This window comes from Kroppenstedtia sanguinis, assembly GCF_050433445.1.
Lineage (GTDB): Bacteria > Bacillota > Bacilli > Thermoactinomycetales > DSM-45169 > Kroppenstedtia > Kroppenstedtia sanguinis.
The window spans coordinates 1-17,902 of the sequence record NZ_JBNPXF010000018.1 but is presented as its reverse complement, the minus strand read 5'-3'; the positions used below and the strand labels follow the sequence as shown (position 1 = coordinate 17,902).

20 protein-coding genes are annotated in these 17,902 nt (G+C 48.4%); 8 read left to right on the top strand and 12 right to left on the bottom strand.

Annotated features, from left to right (window positions below; translation table 11 throughout):
- Nucleotides 1-594: 594 nt before the first annotated feature.
- The gene (locus JOD24_RS11345; RefSeq protein WP_429246931.1) at nt 595-1,497 is read right to left on the bottom strand and encodes a diacylglycerol/lipid kinase family protein; all 903 of its coding nucleotides are present in this window, start codon (nt 1,495-1,497) and stop codon (nt 595-597) included.
- Between the two features lie 333 nt (nt 1,498-1,830).
- Between JOD24_RS11345 and JOD24_RS11340 the strand changes: the two genes are divergently transcribed.
- Together JOD24_RS11340 and JOD24_RS11335 are read left to right on the top strand one after the other, a co-directional pair.
- A complete protein-coding gene (locus JOD24_RS11340; protein ID WP_429246930.1) occupies nt 1,831-2,154 on the top strand; it encodes a PadR family transcriptional regulator in 324 nt (107 codons plus the stop codon).
- The gene (locus tag JOD24_RS11335) at nt 2,144-2,719 is read left to right on the top strand and encodes a hypothetical protein (RefSeq protein WP_429246929.1); all 576 of its coding nucleotides are present in this window, start codon (nt 2,144-2,146) and stop codon (nt 2,717-2,719) included. Before JOD24_RS11340 ends, JOD24_RS11335 begins: the two co-directional genes overlap by 11 nt.
- 573 nt (nt 2,720-3,292) lie before the next feature.
- On the opposite strand, the gene JOD24_RS11330 is transcribed toward JOD24_RS11335, so the two are convergent.
- Entirely contained in the window at nt 3,293-3,697 is a 405-nt protein-coding gene (locus tag JOD24_RS11330) for a phosphotransferase (protein WP_429246928.1), read from the bottom strand.
- 50 nt (nt 3,698-3,747) lie between these two features.
- Nucleotides 3,748-5,265: an MDR family MFS transporter gene (locus JOD24_RS11325; protein WP_429246927.1), complete on the bottom strand. Its 1,518-nt coding sequence runs from the start codon at nt 5,263-5,265 to the stop codon at nt 3,748-3,750.
- A gap of 169 nt (nt 5,266-5,434) precedes the next feature.
- Here JOD24_RS11325 and JOD24_RS11320 point away from each other — a divergent pair, with 169 nt between their 5' ends.
- Complete coding sequence (locus tag JOD24_RS11320; protein WP_380167360.1) at nt 5,435-5,914, top strand: glutathione peroxidase; 480 nt, start codon at nt 5,435-5,437, stop codon at nt 5,912-5,914.
- A gap of 69 nt (nt 5,915-5,983) precedes the next feature.
- Here the strand turns inward: JOD24_RS11320 and JOD24_RS11315 are convergent, their stop codons facing one another.
- The 3 genes from JOD24_RS11315 to JOD24_RS11305 all read right to left on the bottom strand — a co-directional run bounded on the left by JOD24_RS11315 (nt 5,984) and on the right by JOD24_RS11305 (nt 8,084).
- The gene (locus JOD24_RS11315; RefSeq protein ID WP_429246926.1) at nt 5,984-6,124 is read right to left on the bottom strand and encodes a hypothetical protein; all 141 of its coding nucleotides are present in this window, start codon (nt 6,122-6,124) and stop codon (nt 5,984-5,986) included.
- Between the two features lie 510 nt (nt 6,125-6,634).
- Entirely contained in the window at nt 6,635-6,772 is a 138-nt protein-coding gene (locus tag JOD24_RS11310; RefSeq protein ID WP_429246925.1) for a hypothetical protein, read from the bottom strand.
- Nucleotides 6,773-6,776: 4 nt separating this feature from the next.
- Entirely contained in the window at nt 6,777-8,084 is a 1,308-nt protein-coding gene (locus tag JOD24_RS11305; protein ID WP_429246924.1) for a helix-turn-helix domain-containing protein, read from the bottom strand.
- 268 nt (nt 8,085-8,352) lie between these two features.
- Here JOD24_RS11305 and JOD24_RS11300 point away from each other — a divergent pair, with 268 nt between their 5' ends.
- The 5 genes from JOD24_RS11300 (at nt 8,353) to JOD24_RS11280 (ending at nt 13,181) form a co-directional block, all read left to right on the top strand.
- The gene (locus JOD24_RS11300) at nt 8,353-8,901 is read left to right on the top strand and encodes a P-loop NTPase family protein (RefSeq protein ID WP_380167368.1); all 549 of its coding nucleotides are present in this window, start codon (nt 8,353-8,355) and stop codon (nt 8,899-8,901) included.
- A 186-nt stretch (nt 8,902-9,087) separates the two neighbouring features.
- Complete coding sequence (locus JOD24_RS11295; RefSeq protein WP_380167370.1) at nt 9,088-9,789, top strand: GntR family transcriptional regulator; 702 nt, start codon at nt 9,088-9,090, stop codon at nt 9,787-9,789.
- Between the two features lie 102 nt (nt 9,790-9,891).
- Nucleotides 9,892-10,899, top strand: coding sequence for an ADP-ribosylglycohydrolase family protein (locus tag JOD24_RS11290; protein WP_429246923.1), 1,008 nt, complete (start codon nt 9,892-9,894; stop codon nt 10,897-10,899).
- Nucleotides 10,899-12,275: a purine-cytosine permease family protein gene (locus JOD24_RS11285; RefSeq protein WP_429246922.1), complete on the top strand. Its 1,377-nt coding sequence runs from the start codon at nt 10,899-10,901 to the stop codon at nt 12,273-12,275. Before JOD24_RS11290 ends, JOD24_RS11285 begins: the two co-directional genes overlap by 1 nt.
- 3 nt (nt 12,276-12,278) lie before the next feature.
- Complete coding sequence (locus JOD24_RS11280; RefSeq protein ID WP_429246921.1) at nt 12,279-13,181, top strand: PfkB family carbohydrate kinase; 903 nt, start codon at nt 12,279-12,281, stop codon at nt 13,179-13,181.
- Nucleotides 13,182-13,861: 680 nt separating this feature from the next.
- On the opposite strand, the gene JOD24_RS11275 is transcribed toward JOD24_RS11280, so the two are convergent.
- From JOD24_RS11275 to JOD24_RS11250, 6 genes are all read right to left on the bottom strand, one after another.
- Nucleotides 13,862-14,365, bottom strand: coding sequence for a hypothetical protein (locus tag JOD24_RS11275; RefSeq protein WP_429246920.1), 504 nt, complete (start codon nt 14,363-14,365; stop codon nt 13,862-13,864).
- Nucleotides 14,362-15,111: a hypothetical protein gene (locus JOD24_RS11270; protein WP_429246919.1), complete on the bottom strand. Its 750-nt coding sequence runs from the start codon at nt 15,109-15,111 to the stop codon at nt 14,362-14,364. The genes JOD24_RS11275 and JOD24_RS11270 overlap by 4 nt, the downstream gene beginning before the upstream one ends.
- Before the next feature lie 60 nt (nt 15,112-15,171).
- Nucleotides 15,172-15,678 carry a hypothetical protein gene (locus JOD24_RS11265; RefSeq protein WP_429246918.1) on the bottom strand — a complete coding sequence of 169 codons (507 nt, stop codon included), beginning with the start codon at nt 15,676-15,678 and terminating at the stop codon, nt 15,172-15,174.
- The gene (locus JOD24_RS11260; RefSeq protein WP_429246917.1) at nt 15,675-16,424 is read right to left on the bottom strand and encodes a hypothetical protein; all 750 of its coding nucleotides are present in this window, start codon (nt 16,422-16,424) and stop codon (nt 15,675-15,677) included. Before JOD24_RS11260 ends, JOD24_RS11265 begins: the two co-directional genes overlap by 4 nt.
- 60 nt (nt 16,425-16,484) lie before the next feature.
- Nucleotides 16,485-16,988, bottom strand: coding sequence for a hypothetical protein (locus JOD24_RS11255; protein ID WP_380167386.1), 504 nt, complete (start codon nt 16,986-16,988; stop codon nt 16,485-16,487).
- On the bottom strand, nt 16,985-17,902 hold a 918-nt coding region (locus JOD24_RS11250; RefSeq protein WP_429246916.1), incomplete at its 5' end, for a hypothetical protein. The genes JOD24_RS11255 and JOD24_RS11250, both read right to left, overlap by 4 nt.

Genomic DNA, 17,902 nt, shown 5'->3' with positions numbered 1-17,902 from the left:
CTTTCGTTCTTCCCCTTGCCCCTATCGTAAAATATCGCTTGAGGGGACGGGGAGGGGGGGACGGTGAAGAGCCTTTGCGTTCTTTGCAAGAGATCGGAGCCGTCCTACCCTCCCGACCTTATCGCTACCTAAATATGGATAATCGACATGCCTGATTGATCCAAAATCGCTCCATGTGAAACCCCACCCTCCCAATGACGAGTTTTTCACCCTATTTCGAGTCGCCCTCCTTCCAGATTCTCCGCAGGGTAGGATGGCAACCTTGCCATCGAGATTGTAGTGCCTGTGGTGCTACCTTAATCTAGAGCTTCAGCTCCTTTAGATTGTAGTGCCTGTGGTGCTACCTTAATCTAGAGCTTCAGCTCCTTTAGATTGTAGTGCCTGTGGTGCTACCTTAATCTGGAGCTTCAGCTCCTTTGGATTGTAGTGCCTGTGGTGCTATCTCTATTCCAGGGCTTTAGCCTATTGAGATGGTAGTCTGTGTTGTAAAGGTCTCTTTGCACCCATAGGGCACAAGTCTCGCCAGGGTCGCTTCCGCTCCCAGGTCTCGCTATGGCAGCACACGACTCCCTTCCAACGCCTGTTTGTCAGTATCTATTTTGTTTCCTTTCCCTTCTCTCCGGTGAGGATCGCCAAGTGACCAGAGAGGCTCTGGATCTTTGAGGGGGTGAAGCCCCCCTGTTCCCCGTCACAGTCTATACGCTGGCGAGGTTCCGTATGGATAGTCAAGTGTCGGGTATGAAAATAAAGAAGGTCGTCACTTTCCGGCCACTTTTGGGTTATATGAGAGGACAGCATAGACCAGACACTATCCAGGGAGGCTTCCTTGACCAGGAGCACATCCAAGCGGTCGTCATCCAGACGACTGTGGGGAAAGAAGCCCGGTACGCCGCCGATATAGGAGCCGTTGCCCACCAACAGCAGGGAGGCTTCCCCTTCATAGCTTCCGTCCTCCCAGGTGGCGGCCAGCCGAAAAGGGCGGGGGTGGAGCCAATTTTGGGCAGCACTCAGATAATAAGCGAGCCGCCCGTAGCGTTGTTTGTTTTTGCTGGCAATCTGGGCCGACACCTGGGTAATCAGGCCGATTCCCCAGAAGTTGAGAAAAAACCGTTCCCCGTCGACTTTTCCTACATCCACCTCGCGTTCCCGCCCCTGCAGAATCTGGTCTAGAGCGGTGGGGATGTCCTGTGCCATTCCGATGGCTCGGGAAAAATCATTGCATGTGCCACCGGGAAGGATGGCGAAGCGGGGTCGCTGAGGAAGGCGGGCGAGAGCATTGGCCAGTTCGTGAACGGTGCCGTCCCCGCCTGCGGCGATCACCAAATCCGCCTCGCCGCTTTCATTTTCCACCCATCGCGCTCCATCCCCCGACTTCTCTGTCTGACGGATGTGGACAGAGGGGAAACGTTTCTGCAGACGGCGGCGGATCTGAGGGAGATGTTCCAACAACCGCCCCTGCCCCGCGGCGGGATTGACGATCAGGTCCACCCTTTCCATGGCGTGACCCCTCCTGGGAGTAAGAAGTTGGGCTTAGTTTACACCATCGGCAGCGGGAGGATGCTCAAGATAGACATCGGTTTTCAGTGGGGTGATCTTGACAGACCAAGTGAAAAGTTTGGATTGGCGGGCCGGGTGATTTAAAATCAAGGGACGGGCCCCTGATGGAGTGATTGAAGACTGTTTGGACCTCATACTGTCATGAGATCTTCTGTTTTTGAAAAACTAATTGACAATACATCTACTCCATGTTACTGTGTAGCAGTACTCAATATAATTGATTACAAATAACGTTGAGTACTTTGGGGTGATATTCTGGATAATTTAACCGAAATGCTCAAAGGCGTATTAGAGGGCATTGTGCTGGAGATCATCAGCCACGGCGAAATATATGGATATCAGATTACAAAAAAGCTGCATGCAATGGGTTTTGAGGGGATTGCGGAAGCGACTGTGTATGCATTACTGTTACGGCTGGAAAAAAACAAGCTGGTTTACATCACAAAAAAGCCTTCAGAAATGGGCCCCCCCAGAAAGTTTTTCACGCTCAACGAGAGGGGATTTGAAGAACTCGCATCCTTTTGGGAGAGATGGGATTTTCTGAGTGGACGTATTCGAATTTTGAGAAATCAAGGAGGTAAAGACCATGAGTTTTAGTCGGGAAATAAAGGATCAAATGATTCGATTTGCAAAGGAGCAATCACAACACTATTTGGAAGATGCAGAGATAACCTACATGGAGAAGTTGCGACGGAAAACCGGTCTTACAAAAAGCAAGGTTATGGCGAAACTTAAAAAGTTAAAGAGTCGCTCGGATCCCTCCCTTGAAGCACAAAACGATATGATCCTCTACATGAGCGATTACATGAGTGATTTGATGGAGCGAGGGCATTCCGAGCAAGAAGCGTTCGAACGTGCGAAAGAGGAACTTACGTTTCGCAGTGAAACCGCAAAGTCTGCCGATTTGCAGGAACGGTTTGCAAAGTACTATGAAAACCGCGATCCAGCCGATTACGAAGCCATCGGTCTGTTTTACGCAGGATTTATGTTCTTTGGGATTTCGATCGGCTCGCTTGCCGGATTTCTCGGTAGCGGCGGGCGGGAGATGTTCCTCGCCGGCGGTTGGATTGATACGGTAATCGGTGCTATTGTCGGCGTAAGCATCGGAATCGGTTTGGGACTGATTAGCAACGCTATTATTGTTTTAAAGAAAAACAGCTAATTCGAGGGGCTATTACTGGGTCGGTGTGAAAAGTAAACAACCATTTTTGGGGGGAGGCCGCATTTTCCCGTTTGAAAATGCGGTTTTGCGTTTGTCGAAAATAAACAACTTTATTTTCAGCCAAAACATATTAGTTTAACAGAACGAAACAATCAATAAATTTACATCATCATATAGAGAAGCATCTGTACATTCCGTAAGATGGTTGTGCAACCAATCCAACTTAGGGGAATGACAGATGCCAAACCAGATACCGATATTTTATTGAATATACCAGGGGTCAGGCGTGTTGATTAGCCCTACGGATCCTATCCTTGGATCGCTTCATGATTGTCAGTTCTTCTCCAAAAGAGAATGAAGGAAGTCCGCCCGATCGGCGATCCCTCGGGAGATGGTTATACACTTAACAACGTGCCTGTCCGGGATGAAAATCCACTTCAACCCCAGGAGCAAGGTCTAGCCCAAGCAAACCACTTTACGCGTCACAACCGAAATCAAAACAGGAAAAAGAAGCCGACCCATTGTGTAAAAGACTGGCCGAAAATTATCTCTTGCAAAGAGCGCAAAGGCGAATCAAAGCTCCACCATCCCGACCCTATTCCTACCTAAAATATGGCTAGTCAACACGCGGTTCATCTGGTGGAGGGTACTGAGAAACTGTCCCAGTTCCCGCAGGAGGGTGGAAGAGCAGGAGCTGGTGGTAAGCGCAGTTCCTGTAAGCTTTCGGTACCCCCTCGAAAGGGGGGGCTCTCTCAGATGGAGCACCTCATATCGGGGAGCGTCAACAGGCAGATCCGAGGCTACCTGTTCCAAAAAAGACGCCTCTCTTTTCAGTCGTTCGATTTCTTGAGGACGGCGGGGAAAAAGAAAGATCCATTCTTCGTTTACTTCCAGTACGTAGAAATCCCATCCTTCCTCATAAGACCGGATGCTTTGAATCTGCAGCTCGGGAAGGGCAGACTGAATCCTCTCGATCAATGATGATAGCCTCCTGTCAGGAGAGATTTTCCGGTTCTGCTTGAGTTGCCTCACTCCTTGACCGAAAGAGAAGCGGCGCTTCCTTTGGGGACTAGAAGCCATGCGGCTACCAGAGCGGCGATGCTGAACAGTGCCGCGCTCAAAAATGCCGTGTCCAGGGATTGGGCCAGGAAGTGGCTTACCTGTTGGGCTACTTCCTCAGGCAAGGTAGCCAGTCCTTCGGGCTGAGTCACCCCTTGGGCTTGTTCCAGTTGGTGGATGGTTTTTGCACTCAGTTCGTCCTTATGAGCGGTGATATAAGTGGTGATCTCATCTTTTAAACGGAAGCTTAGGATCGCTCCCATCAGAGTGACCCCACAAGCGCCTCCCATAGAGCGGGAAAACATCTGGGAAGAGGTGGCGGAACCCCGCTCGCTGCCACTGACGGCATTTTGCACGGCTACGATGTAAGTCGTCATAGACAGACCCAGTCCACATCCCAGTACAAACATACTTACCAGCACCCAGATATAAGGGGTGTGGGCATCCATCAAAAGAAAACTGAGCGCCGCCAGGGAGATCAACCCTGTCCCGGTAACAATCGGCGGCCGGTACCCTTTTTCTAACAGCCAACGGCCTGCCACTACGGAGCAAGCACTCCACCCCAGTACTTGAGGAGTGATCGCCAGTCCGGCCAAGGTGGGGGATTCCCCCAAGATTCCCTGAACGAACAGAGGGACAAAGTTGATCGCTCCAAACATACCCATCCCCGTCAAAAAGGCGGATAGATTGCTGGAGGCGATGATCCGATTACGAAATAGAGCGAGTGGGATAAAGGGGTCTTTGGCTCGTCGCTCCCACTTAAAGAAGATGAACAGCAGCACCGCTCCTCCGATCAGAAGGATCCATGGTAACGGATGCCCCGCTCCTTCGGCGATGAGCTGGGTAAAGGTCAGGATCCCCAATACGGCTAGACTGAACAAGACGGCACCACCGTAGTCGATGTTTTTTTCCCCTTCCTGGGTCTGTTCTTTAAGAAAAATGGCAATGGTGAGGACGATCAGAATTCCTAGGGGGAGGTTGAACCAAAAGATCCAGTGCCAGGAGAGATATTCTACGGTCCATCCTCCGATGAAGGGCCCCACAATCGCAGCCAATCCCCACATCGAGGAGAACCAACCTTGGGCGCGGGCCCGTAATTCAAAGGGAAAGATATCTCCCACGATTGTGAGGGTGACGGGCAACACCCCGCCAGCTCCCATGCCTTGGATCGCGCGGAAGAAGACAAGCTGTTCCATGGATTGGGAAAATCCGCAGAGGGCGGAGCCGGTAACAAACAGCAGGACTGCGGTGATAAACACTTTTTTGCGGCCATAAAGATCCGCCAGTTTTCCATAAAGAGGAACGGTAAGTGTATTAGCCAACATAAAAGCGGAAAATACCCAGCTATACAGGGAAATGCCCCCGAGGGCTCCCACCACCGTCGGCATCGCAGCATTGACGATCGTCACTTCCACAGCGGCGATAAATGTGGCTATCATTAGTGCTCCAGTGATGATATTACGGCGGGTAGGATGGAGTGGGTTCATCTTTGACTCTCCTTCGTTAGAAAATTCCATGTTCCATATCCTATCGCAACTCCTCCGCTTTGCGAAAGGGTTTTGTAGAATCAGCTGGCTGAGAGGGGACCCGACGTGAAGAAACAGAGTTTTTTTCCGGAATCCCTATGGTAGAATTGAATTTACAGGAGGGATCGCCATGACTGTCCATGATTTTACCGCCCGCACGATCACAGGTGAAGAGAAGCCTCTGTCCGACTATGCCGGTTCTGTGTTGTTGATCGTCAACACCGCCAGCAAGTGTGGTTTTACTCCCCAATATGGGGAGTTGCAACAACTCTATGACAAATACCATGAGCAAGGATTGGAGATTCTCGGTTTCCCCAGCAACCAATTCGGCGGTCAGGAGCCCGGCTCCGAGGATGAGATCCAAGAGTTTTGCCAGGTCAATTACGGAGTTACCTTTCCCATGTTTAGCAAAACAGAGGTGAAAGGTCCTGATGCCCATCCCTTATTCCAATATCTGACCCGGGAAGCACCGGGGTTTCTCGGTCAGGCGATCAAATGGAATTTCACCAAGTTTCTGGTCAACCGCCAGGGCCAAGTGGTTCAACGCTTTGCTCCCACAACCAAACCGGATCAATTGGAAGGGGAGATTGAAAAGGTGCTAAAGGAATAAAAGAGATCCCGAGGAGATTTAACATAAACAGCCGGGCGAGAAGGATTCCCCACGCCCGGCTGTTTATGTTTATCCGGCCCCCGGATTACTACTGTCAGTGGCTACCATCTGCTCAGGAAGGGGGTCCGCTTGCGAAAAGGCCCATAGGGCTGTCACGATGAGTATGGTTGGGATGATGGTGATCAGAATCGTTTTACTCCACTTCTTCAACCATTGCACTCTCCTCAGATGTCTATTCTAGTTGCGCTATCAGGGCTGTTGATGAACCATCAAGTGGATGATGGGAACGAAACGACCCTTTGGCTCTTCCCCTTGTCCCCATCGTAAAATAGTGTTTAGGGGACGGGGATGGTGGGACGGCTATGATGATCTCTTGCCAAGAGCGCATAGCGAGACCCGGGAGCGGAAAGCGACCCTGGCGAGACTTGTGCCCTATGGGTGCAAAGGCTCTTCACCATCCCACCCTCCCGACCTTATTTTCCCACCTAAATTATGGCTAATCAACACGCCTGTTGCACTATATATTTACTTCTCTTCGGGGATCCAAACTCCTGCTTATCCACATTTTTAAAACAATGTGTCAAATGGAGGTGGGGGGGCGGCTCCTTTATTTTTGGAGCAGAATTCTCTCCAGTCTATACAATCCTTTTAAGAAGGGTGGTCATACAAAAACCGGGCCAGGGTGGGAACCCTGTCCGGTTTTTGAAAATGGAGATGTGATTATGTGCCGCCGGGCATACCTGCTTCGGGAGAAAGAGATACAATTTGAAAAGACTCAGGTGGTAATGTCAAAGCGATGCTGGATACCAACAATACGGGAATCAGTACAATCAGAAGTCTTTTCCCTTTCTTGGTCACAAAATTACCTCCTGTCATCCTCTAATTCCAGTTGTACTCTGTACATATTTCGCGTCAATTTTCCGAATTGCTTTTCATCCACATGCTCCATACATTGTGCCAAGTGAAAAAGTGTTTCATACTCTCTCTCTTTTAGTTGATGTTTTCGCGCAATCTTCAGGCACTCTTGGTAATAGGTAATCGCTTCTTGCACATTGTTTTCTATTTTTTTTAACTTACCCATAGCTTGCAATGCATAAGACAAGTGCGGAGCATCATTATGTTTTTTACCGAGCCGGATGGCCTCCTTTAAGGCGTTATAAGCCAGCTCCATTTTGTTTTCTGTCATGTAGAGAAGTCCCAAATTGGCATATGTGTCAACAAACTTATTCTTATCTTCTTCGGAAAGCTTTTCCTCTAGACCCAATGCCATTTCAAAGCAACTTTCTGCCTGTACCCATTCCTTTAATTCCATATAGACCCTGGCTAGGACAACCCAGAGATCAAACATCGATAGATGATGGTAATTAAACCGGGCAATTTCCATTCCTTCTTCCGCATATTGGATCGCTTCGTCGTAATTGCCGGTTCGTCGGGCCAGCTCAGCGCGCAACCAGTAAAAGGTCAGTTTGGTCTCCACCTGTTCCATCTGGGGAAGGGAGTCCCACATTTCGTGGACCACTCCGATCGCCTCTCCCAGCCGACCCTGACGTTCCAGATAGATGGCCTGATTCCGTTTCAGAGTGTAGATGGTGTGTGGACGGTTTCCATTGTCAAGAAAGGCATCGATCCCGCTGTTGGTGTATTTTAGAGCCGTCTCCAGATCGTTCTGGTAATAGCATACCAGGCTTAATTCTGCAAAAGCGCAGGCTTCGATATTGGTCTCTGTCTGGCTTCCCAGGCGGACCGCATGGAACAGCGCTCGTTCGGCCTTGGTCCAGTTTTGGAGACGGCAGTGACTTTTGCCCTTGATGTAGAAATAATAGGCGGCATAGGGGTGTGAATTTTCAAGCTCCAGCTTGTCCAGCTTTTTGACAGCCTGATCCGGGTCTCCTCCATCACACAGACACTCCATCTGGAACAGGATCTTTTGCAGTTGCTTCAACTCCAACTGTTGTCCATGCAATATTTCGGGAACCTGACTCAGCTCAATCCCCAGCTTGCGGATCAGATACAGCGCTTTCTCGTGGCCGACATGGGGGACACCTCGTTCCACGTTGCTGATGGTGGCGGGGGAGATATTCTCATCCGCCAGATCCTCCAACCGCAACCCCCTTTCTTTTCGCACCTTTCGGATAATTTCGCCGATGTCGTAGATTTCCAGGGTATTCAAATCCCTCTCACCTCTTTCAAAACGGGATGAACACTACCAATATTCTAACCTATTTTACGATTGTTGGAAACCGTTTATCGAAAAACTCCCTCATCCAGTTAAAATAAGATGAATTGTGCCAGATGTGTTGATTAGCCATATTTTACGATGGCGCAAGGGGAAGAACGAAAGGTCAGTTTTGTTTCCACCACCCATTTCCTGGTTAATCAACAGTCCTGGAATTGTGCCCCTTCCATGTCCAAACTTGTGGGAATGGAGCTGATCGATATTGAAAAGGATCATGGTGACTGGCGTTTCACCTGGTGTCGGGAAGTCCACCTTTGCGCGAAGATTAGGGGAGATATTGCATATTTCTGTGTATCATTTAGACACCTTATATTGGAAACCTGGCTGGGTGGAGACCTCGATAGGGGAATTTTCAAAATCTCAGCAGGAGATTGTACATCGAGAGCGATGGATTATGGAGGGGAATTACAGCAGCACCATGGAGATTCGTGCAGAACAGGCAGACACAATAATTTACTTGGAACTTCCACTCTGGATCTGTCTTTTCCGCGTATTTAAGCGGTGGTTAACGTATCGGGGGCGAACTCGGCCGGATCTGGGGGAAGGGTGTAAGGAAAAAATAGATTGGCACTTTATTCAGTTCATCTATACCACTTACGATTCACGCAGGAAAAAAATGGCGGAAAGATTTCGGAAGTTTCAAGCGGCGGATGCTAAAAAAGAGATCATCCTGCTGAAAAGTAAACAAGAGATCCATTCCTTTCTTGAAAACCTGGAGCTTCGAGAAGAAGGAAATCCTACGTCTAGATGATTCCATTGGGCCTGTCTTGGGAAGACTTCCGTGTGTGGTAGGTTTTCTTGAGTAGCTCCTCGTAGGAACCTGAACCATGGGATCCTGTCATCCACTTGTCATCCCATCTTTCTCGGGGGGATTCCCCCTTCGCTTCATCGCTTTGGTAAAATGATGAGTGCAGAGAGAAAATTTGAGGTGACGAGGATGTTAAACAAAAACGACTACGTGCCTTTATACGAGCAGTTGCGAAAGTTGCTCCGCAGGCAAATTCTAAAAGGCGAATACAAAAACGGGGACCTGCTGCCCTCGGAAAATGAGCTCATGAAAATGTATGGAATCACAAGAACCACGATCAGAAAGGCCATGGAAGCCCTGGTTCGTGAAGGCTTGGTTCAACAGATCCATGGGCGAGGCACCTTTGTCCGATTTCAAGAAATAACGAAAACCGTTTGGAATTTTCAGGGTTTTTCCTCCCTGGTTAAAGAACGCAATGAAATACCGATTTCTAAGGTTTTCCAGCATGAGGTGATCAGAAAAAATGGCGAAGCTTATCTGAAACTGAGGCGGCTTCGAGGCATGAGTCGAGATGATCAAATTACATGGATGACCTTGGATGACTCGGAGTTGCCCCTTCGTCGGTTTCCAGGTCTGGATCAATACCGATTTGAGCAGCGATCTCTGTACGCCACACTTGAAAAAGATTACCAATGTCCACCGCGTTTTGTGAATCTCGATATTATCCCTGTATTGAGCGATGAGGAGCTGATGGATTATTTTGGACTCCCCTCCATCAAACCCCTGCTGAAAGCCAAAGGTCAAGTATATGACGAAGACGGCCATCAAATAGAAACCGTGAGCGTGGTATATAGTCCCGTTTTTGCATTTAAGCTAGCTCGATCCTTGTAACAAGAGGGCACTCGGTAGGCCCTCTTGACTGTATTTATGAAAGCGTTTATATTTGTACTTGTACGTACGAGTGTACAAGTTGTATGAGAAGGGATGACCATAATGACGAAACCAGATCAGATCGCCGGGGCGCTCTATGGGATGGCAGTTGGAGACGCGCTGGGGATGCCTTCAGAGCTATGGAGTAGAGAAAAAGTGAAACAGTATTTCGGCCGGATAGAAACGTTCTTGGATGGTCCGTCAACCAATGAGGTAGCGAAATACTTTACCAAAGGTCAATATACAGATGATACGTCTCAAGCACTTTTGTTACTGGATAGTCTATTTGAAAACGATTTCGTCGCGGATGAAGGGATTGTCGCCAAACATCTGATGGCGTGGGCTCATCAGATGAATGCCTTTGAAGAGAACATCTTGGGGCCCAGCTCTAAGGCGGCTCTTCTCGCCCTGAAACAAGGGGAAGATCCAGTTCCTTTTACGTCCAAGGCAGTGACAAATGGGGCAGCTATGCGTATTGCGCCCATCGGTTGTCTTTATACGCCTGATGAAAAGGAAAAAATGATATCCACCATTGTCACATTGAGCAGAGCGACTCATTCAACGGATGTGGCAATCGGAGGGGCGGCGATGGTTGCCATGGGTGTAAGCGCCGCCATCGCTGGATATTCATGGGATGAGATCGTAGAAGAGATGATCCGCATTTACGAATTGGCGTCCCGTCAAGGTGAGCAGACATACAGTGCTTCGATCCCAGAACGACTGCGTTTAGGGATTCAATTGGGGAAAGAGTATGCCGCTGATGAAGAAGCGTTCTCACAAAAAATCTATGATCTGATTGGAGCGGGAACGATGACCCACGAATCGGTGCCTGCGGCCTTGGCGATTGCCTATTATGCGCGAGAACCGAAACGATGCGCGTTGTTATGTGCCAATCTGGGTGGAGACACCGATACGATCGGCGCGATGGCCACAGCGATCTGTGGAGCTAAAAGCGGTATTCAGGGGATACCTACCGAATGGGTGACGATGGTGGAAGAGCATAATCCCCTGTCCATCCAATCGTATACGGATCAGATCCTCAGTCACCTAGCGAAGGGAGGGAGATCGTAATGACAGAAAAACCTTCTTCTGTATTTTTGCCAGAAGCAGAAAAAACAGCCGGACCCAAAGATCTATTCTTCATTTGGTTCGCTGCGAATATGGGGATCCTTGGGATCGTCTATGGGGCGATTATTGTGGGGTTCGGCCTAAGCTTTTTTCAATCCGTTCTTGTGGCTTTATTAGGTCCTCTTTCTTTTATACTCGTCGGGATTGTCAGCCTTGCCGGCAGGGATACGGGGGCGACGACCTTTGTGCTGTCACGGGCGGCCTACGGTTTTAAAGGGAATTACATCCCGGCGATGATCGGTTGGATCACACAGATCGGTTGGTTGTGTGTAAACGTTTCAACGGGTACTTTGACGATTTTGGCGTTGCTTCATTTATTTGGTATCGAAACCAATACCTTGACCACGCTGATCGGCTTAGCTATTTTCGCTGGTATGGTGATTGTATCCGTCTTTTTTTCCCAACAGTTTCTTGTTAAAATGCAAACATTCTTCACCTATGTATTTGGTGGTTTAACGATCCTGGTCATCGCTCTCATTGTTCCGTCCACCCATTGGGACGAGTTATTGGCCATGGAATCTGGATCCTGGTTGACCGGCTTTTTGCCCGCCCTCGTCTTTACCATTATTGGTACAGGCATGACATGGACCAAAGTCGCTGCGGATTATAGTCGCTTCCAAAAGAGGTCGAATTCCACCTTCTCCGTAGTATCCAGCGTGACGTTAGGAGCCCTAATTCCCTTATTTATCATTATTGGGGCGGGTATCCTCTTGGGATCCTTTGTTCCTGACTTGGCAAGTGCTTCTAACCCGATTTCCGCCATTATGGATAGCGGAGAACTGCCTCACTGGCTGGTGATTTTGTATACATTGGCCGCTCTCGGGGGCTTGACTCCCATGTGCTTTATCGGATTGAAATCCTCTGGCTTGATCATGAAAAGCTTTAATATCGACATAAAGGAATCTACTGTCGTCTCGATCCATTCGCTGATTATTATTCTCGTGCCCATCTATGTTCTTATCATTTCGAACAGCTTTTTAGATTCCTTTCAAGCGTTTCTAAGTGTGTTGGGTGTGGGTCTGGCCGCGTGGGTTGCGGTATTTGTTGTCGATTACCTGTGTTTACGAAAACAGGGATATGACCCGGTGTTGTTGGAGAAGGAGCACGCGAATAAGGTCAACATGAAGGGAGTCATCAGCTGGGTTGTCGGTGTCTTGGTCGGTGTGCTTTTCACCAAATCAGCACTGTTTACAGGCCCATTTGCTGTAGGTGTGATTGCAGATTCTAATCTGGGGGTCTTCTTTACTCTGTTGACAAGTGCGATCCTGTACTTCATCCTCATTCAGAACGAAAAACGACATGTCGTGAAGAAGGTGTAGCTGATGAATGCGCAGGCAATGGACAATCTACAAAAAAAAGTCTTAGTCATGGGCAGTGCGATTCTGGATGTGGTATTAATGCTGTCTGCCTTGCCGAAGAGCGGGGGAGACGAATCGGCTAGACCGGGAGAGCGGATGGTCGGTGGGTGTGCCTACAATGTGGCCAACATATTGAAGCGGCTCCAAACCCCTTACGATCTCATGGTCCCTGTCGGTTCCGGGGTTTACGCGGAGCAAATTCAGGCGCAACTGCAGAAGGACGGACATGGGGTTCTCGTCCACGATCCCTCAGGAGATAACGGCTGGTGCCTCTCTTTGGTGGAACAAGATGGAGAGCGCACGTTTATCACCGTTTCCGGAATCGAAAGCACCTGGAAAGAACAGTGGTTTGATCATGTGAATGTCGCGGATTATGACTATATTTATCTCTCCGGTTATTCTTTTGAAGGGGAGTCCGCCAATGTGATCTTAAGGGCCTTACAGAAGAAAAAGCCTGAGGCTCGAGTCATTTTCGATCCTTCTCCCCGCGCGTCTGATTTAAACACAGAACGCTTGGAAGAACTTTATGCCTTGAACCCCCTCATTCACTGCAACCGATCGGAATTGCAAGCGCTTACGGGTGAAAAGGATGTAGAGAAAGGAGCCCGCCGCCTGCAACAAAAAACAGGAGAAGCTGTGGTGGTCACTCTGGGAGGGGAGGGGGCATTCTATCTAGAGAACGAAGAGGCGGGCCAAGTATCCGGGTCACCGGTTACACCAGTGGATACCATTGGTGCAGGGGATGCCCATACAGGCGGTTTTATAGCCGCTCTCGTTCAAGGACGCTCTCTAAAAGACGCTTGTATACTGGGCAACCAAATGGCCCATCGGATCATTCAAGTTCAAGGCGGCACATTGCCCTCCTAACCCAGCGCTTTAGATTTGTGGAACCAGACCCCGCACAGTCCGATTTACTGGTGGGGTCTGAATTTGTGTGGCGTGATTAGGGGAGAAGACAGGATATACATTTCCTTACAGGCGTGTTGATTAGCCATATTTTAGGTGAGGAGATCGTGTTCACCCACGCGACCGTTGCCATCCGGCAAGGAAGTGAAAACTGGCCGCTCCAAATCTGACCATCGGGCAGGGGCAAAGCCTTACGGAGGCAACACAGGGAAGATGTTGCCCCTAAACGCCCTCCCTCCAGATTCTCCGCTGGGTAGGATGGCTACCTTTATTCCAGGGCTTCAGCCCATCGAGATTGTAGTGCCTGTGGCGCACCCTTAATTTCAAATTGTAGTGCCCATGGCGCAAAGGTCGTTTTGGCAGCACACGACTCCCTTCCGCTGCCCATTTTCTGGTACATCAACAGCCCTGATTTCCTCAGGGTTGTTGATGTACCAGAAAATGGATGGTGGAACGAAACGATCCTTTCGCTCTTCCCATTGCCCTGTGGCACTTCTCCAATCGAATTTGCGGTCTCTCAACCCGTCAAAGGTGGACTGATCCGCCACTCCACCACTGCCACCACCGATGATCTTAGGCAACCATTTTTGCAGGAAAGGAAAACGACAAAACCCTCCGCTATGGGAGGGTAAATTATAAAACTATGACCAACTCTCTTCCGGCAACAGAGCCCAATAATTGCCGAATTCGGGTTTGTCTTTGATTAACTTGTCCACGCGTTCGATGCCCTCTTCTCTTTCCAACACTCCTCCCGACCAACTGTGGTAAGACCTTCTATACTTCCCGCTGATTTCATAAAGCCATCCATTCCAACCTTCTTTGTCAAAATACTTTTCCTGACGATTCCTGAGAAAGATCTGGTTGTCAATCCCTTTTGGAATACCAACCCCTGTTTTGTCGTACATGTCGTACATTTCCGAGTAGGCTTCAATGATTTTTTCCCTTCTGTTCTCATTGAGATGGAAAACAGTACAATACCATGTTCTAAACTGCATCTTCACAACAAACTTCGGTGTATCCCCCTCTTTAAACACAACCACGTACATTTCCCGTTCGTCGTGTAGTTTTTTGGCTTCTTCCTCTGTTAAGGGATCATCAGGGATTCCTCTACTCAGGCTCCAGTAACCGTAGTATTCACATTTCACGGAACATACCCTCCCAATACTTTACCATTCTCATCTCGGATCATTATCTTGTTCTTCTTGGCATACTCCAAAACCTTGTCAGGAACAGATTTCTTCTGTACCGGTACCTCTAAAATCATATCACCCTCAAGGGTACCCCCAGCCAAATCTGCATTCTGATGCCCAGATCCTGGTCGTTGAGTGGGAACATCTCTTATTCTAGTCCCAGGAGCATACTTCATCAAAAACTCATTCATGTAGTCTCTGGCTGTTTGATACTGAATCTCGGCCAATTGGGTGTGTTTCCTCGATATGATTTCCCCTTTATCTGGATCATAGGAATCTACTTTTCCGTTCTGCCATCGCCCTTTCTTATCTTTATACTTCACGTACACCTCATTGTGGGGATACTTCGGACTCATTTTGGTGTTGAAGGCATTTCCTTCATTCACTTTCGCTTTTTGCTCAGGGGTCATCTTCTCCCAATCTTCGGGACTGATGTATTGATATTGATCCGCCGCTTCCTGCCCGTTTTTCTTCACCCAGGGCATGGCTAGTGTGCCGTCGCCGGAGACACCGGGGATCATTTGTTGCAATGATTTGCTCAAGGCTGGGGACCCGTCGATGATCGCTCCGGCATAGGGGATGAGCAGAGCGATCATGCCCGCAAGGATGGCACTTCTCCAATCGAATTTCCGGTCTCTCAACCCGTCAAAGGTGGATTGATCCGCCACCCCACCACTGCCACCACCGATGATCTTAGGCAACCATTTTTATAGGAAAGGGAAACGACAAAACTCTCCGCTATGGGAGGGTAAATTATAAAACTATGACCAACTCTCTTCCGGCAACAGAGCCCAATAATCGCCGAATGCGGGTTTGTTTTTGATTAACTTATCCACGCGTTCGATGCCTTGATCGGCTTTTTGATATTCTCCACCCGACCAACTGTGATACACCTTATCGTACTTTCCGCTCGTTTCGAAAAGGAAAGATATCCAACCTTCTTTGTCAAAATACTTTTCCTGACGATTTCGGAGAAAGATCTGGTTCTCAATCCCTTTTGGAATACCAACCCCTGTTTTGTCGTACATATCGTACATTTCCGAGTAGGCTTCAATGATTTTTTCCCTTCTGTTCTCATTGAGATGAAGAACGGTACAATACCATGTTCTAAACTGCATCTTCACAACAAACTTCGGTGTATCCCCCTCTTTAAACACAACCACGTACATTTCCCGTTCGTCATGCAACTTTTTGGCTTCTTCTTCTGTTAAGGGATCATCAGGGGTACCACTTGGAAGATCCCAATACTCATAGTACTCTTGTTTCACGGAATGTACCCTCCCAATACCTTTCCTTTTTCATCTCGAATCGTTATTCTATTCTTTTTCGCGTACTCCAAAACTTCCTTCGGTACAGGTTTTTTCTGTACTGGAACCTCCAAAAACATTCTACCCTCAAGGGTATCCCCAGCCAAACCAGCATTCTGGTGTCCTGATCCTTTACGCTGTGTCGGAACATCTCTTATTCTAGTCCCAGGAGCATACTTCATCAAAAACTCATTCATGTAGTCTCTGGCTGATTGATACTGAATCTCGGCCAATTGGGTGTGTTTCCTCGATATGATTTCCCCTTTATCTGGATCATAGGAATCTACTTTTCCGTTCTGCCATCGCCCTTTCTTGTCTTTATATTTCACGTACACTTCATTGTGGGGATACTTCGGACTCATTTTGTCATTAAAAGCATTTCCTTCATTCACTTTCGCTTTTTGCTCAGGGGTCATCTTCTCCCAATCTTCGGGACTGATGTGTTGATATTGATCCGCCGCTTCCTGCCCGTTTTTCTTCACCCAGGGCATGGCTAGTGTGCCGTCGCCGGAGATACCGGGGATCATTTGTTGAAATGATTTGCTCAAGGCTGGGGCCCCATCGATGATCGCCCCGGCATAGGGGATGAGCAGGCCGATCATGCCCGCAAGGGTGGCACTTCTCCAATCCAATTTGCGGTCTCTCAACCAATCGAAGGTGGATTGATCCGCCACTCCACCACTGCCACCACCGATGATCTTAGGCAACCATTTTTGCAGGAAAGGAAAACGACAAAACCCTCCGCTATGGGAGGGTAAATTATAAAACTATGACCAACTCTCTTCCGGCAACAGAGCCCAATAGTTGCCGAATTCGGGTTTGTCTTTGATTAACTTGTCCACGCGTTCGATGCCCTCTTCTCTTTCCAACACTCCTCCCGACCAACTGTGGTAAGACCTTCTATACTTCCCGCTGATTTCATAAAGCCATCCATTCCAACCTTCTTTGTCAAAATATTTTTCTTGCCGATTTCGGAGAAAAATCTGGTTTTCAATCCCTTTTGGAATACCAACCCCTGTTTTATCGTACATGTCATACATTTCCTTGTAGGCCTCAATGATTTTTTCACTTCTGTTCTCATCGAGATGGAAAACAGTACAATACCATGTTCTAAACTGCATCTTCACAACAAACTTCGGTGTTTCCCCCTCTTTAAACACAACAGCATACATTTCCTGTTTGTTGTGTAGTTTTTTAGCTTCTTCCCGAGTTAATTCATGTTTAGGTTTTCCAAATCCAAATCTCCATTTTTTATAGTATTCAGCCCTCATTCCAAAACCTCCGGATTATAGACTTTACCCTTCTCATCTCTAATGATGATGTCGTTGTCAGTAGCGTACTCTCTAACATTATTAGGAACAGGCTTTTTTTGTACTGGAACCTCCAAGATCATTCTACCCTCAAGGGTACCCCCAGCCAAATCTGCATTCTGATGCCCTGATCCTGGTCGTTGGGTCGGAACATCCCTAATCTCCGTCCCAGGAGCATACTTCATTAAAAATTCATTCATGTAGTCTCTGGCTGATTGATACTGAATCTCGGCCAATTGGGTGTGTTTCCTCGATATGATTTCTTTCATTTTCGGATCGTAGGAATCCACTATTCCGTCCTGCCATCGCCCTTTCTTGTCTTTATATTTCACGTACACTTCATTGTGGGGATACTTCGGACTCATTTTGTCATTAAAAGCATTTCCTTCATTCACTTTCGCTTTTTGCTCAGGGGTCATCTTCTCCCAATCTTCGGGACTGATGTGTTGATATTGATCCGCCGCTTCCTGCCCGTTTTTCTTCACCCAGGGCATGGCTAGTGTGCCGTCGCCGGAGATACCGGGGATCATTTGTTGAAATGATTTGCTCAAGGCTGGGGCCCCATCGATGATCGCTCCAGCATAGGGGATGAGCAGGCCGATCATGCCCGCAAGGGTGGCACTTCTCCAATCCAATTTCCGATCTCTCAACCAATCGAAGGTGGATTGATCCGCCACTCCACCACTGCCACCACCGATGATCTTAGGCAACCATTTTTGCAGGAAAGGATTTAGTGTGGATTGGGCTAATTTAGCTCCTGCATATCGGGATACCCCGGCAAACACCCCATAACCGAAGACTCCTGCGAATCCACCAATCCCCATATCCCGCAGAATGGTGTCTGAGTCGTTTCCCTGAAGCCACGACACTCCGCC

What these genes read in the sequence shown, in the direction of transcription:
- JOD24_RS11345 (WP_429246931.1), bottom strand. Translation starts at nt 1,497, where the DNA reads ATGGAAAGGGTGGACCTGATCGTCAATCCCGCCGCGGGGCAGGGGCGG.
- JOD24_RS11340 (WP_429246930.1), top strand. Translation starts at nt 1,831, where the DNA reads ATGCTCAAAGGCGTATTAGAGGGCATTGTGCTGGAGATCATCAGCCAC.
- JOD24_RS11335 (WP_429246929.1), top strand. Translation starts at nt 2,144, where the DNA reads ATGAGTTTTAGTCGGGAAATAAAGGATCAAATGATTCGATTTGCAAAG.
- JOD24_RS11325 (WP_429246927.1), bottom strand. Translation starts at nt 5,265, where the DNA reads ATGAACCCACTCCATCCTACCCGCCGTAATATCATCACTGGAGCACTA.
- JOD24_RS11320 (WP_380167360.1), top strand. Translation starts at nt 5,435, where the DNA reads ATGACTGTCCATGATTTTACCGCCCGCACGATCACAGGTGAAGAGAAG.
- JOD24_RS11295 (WP_380167370.1), top strand. Translation starts at nt 9,088, where the DNA reads ATGTTAAACAAAAACGACTACGTGCCTTTATACGAGCAGTTGCGAAAG.
- JOD24_RS11290 (WP_429246923.1), top strand. Translation starts at nt 9,892, where the DNA reads ATGACGAAACCAGATCAGATCGCCGGGGCGCTCTATGGGATGGCAGTT.
- JOD24_RS11285 (WP_429246922.1), top strand. Translation starts at nt 10,899, where the DNA reads ATGACAGAAAAACCTTCTTCTGTATTTTTGCCAGAAGCAGAAAAAACA.
- JOD24_RS11280 (WP_429246921.1), top strand. Translation starts at nt 12,279, where the DNA reads ATGAATGCGCAGGCAATGGACAATCTACAAAAAAAAGTCTTAGTCATG.
- JOD24_RS11255 (WP_380167386.1), bottom strand. Translation starts at nt 16,988, where the DNA reads ATGAGGGCTGAATACTATAAAAAATGGAGATTTGGATTTGGAAAACCT.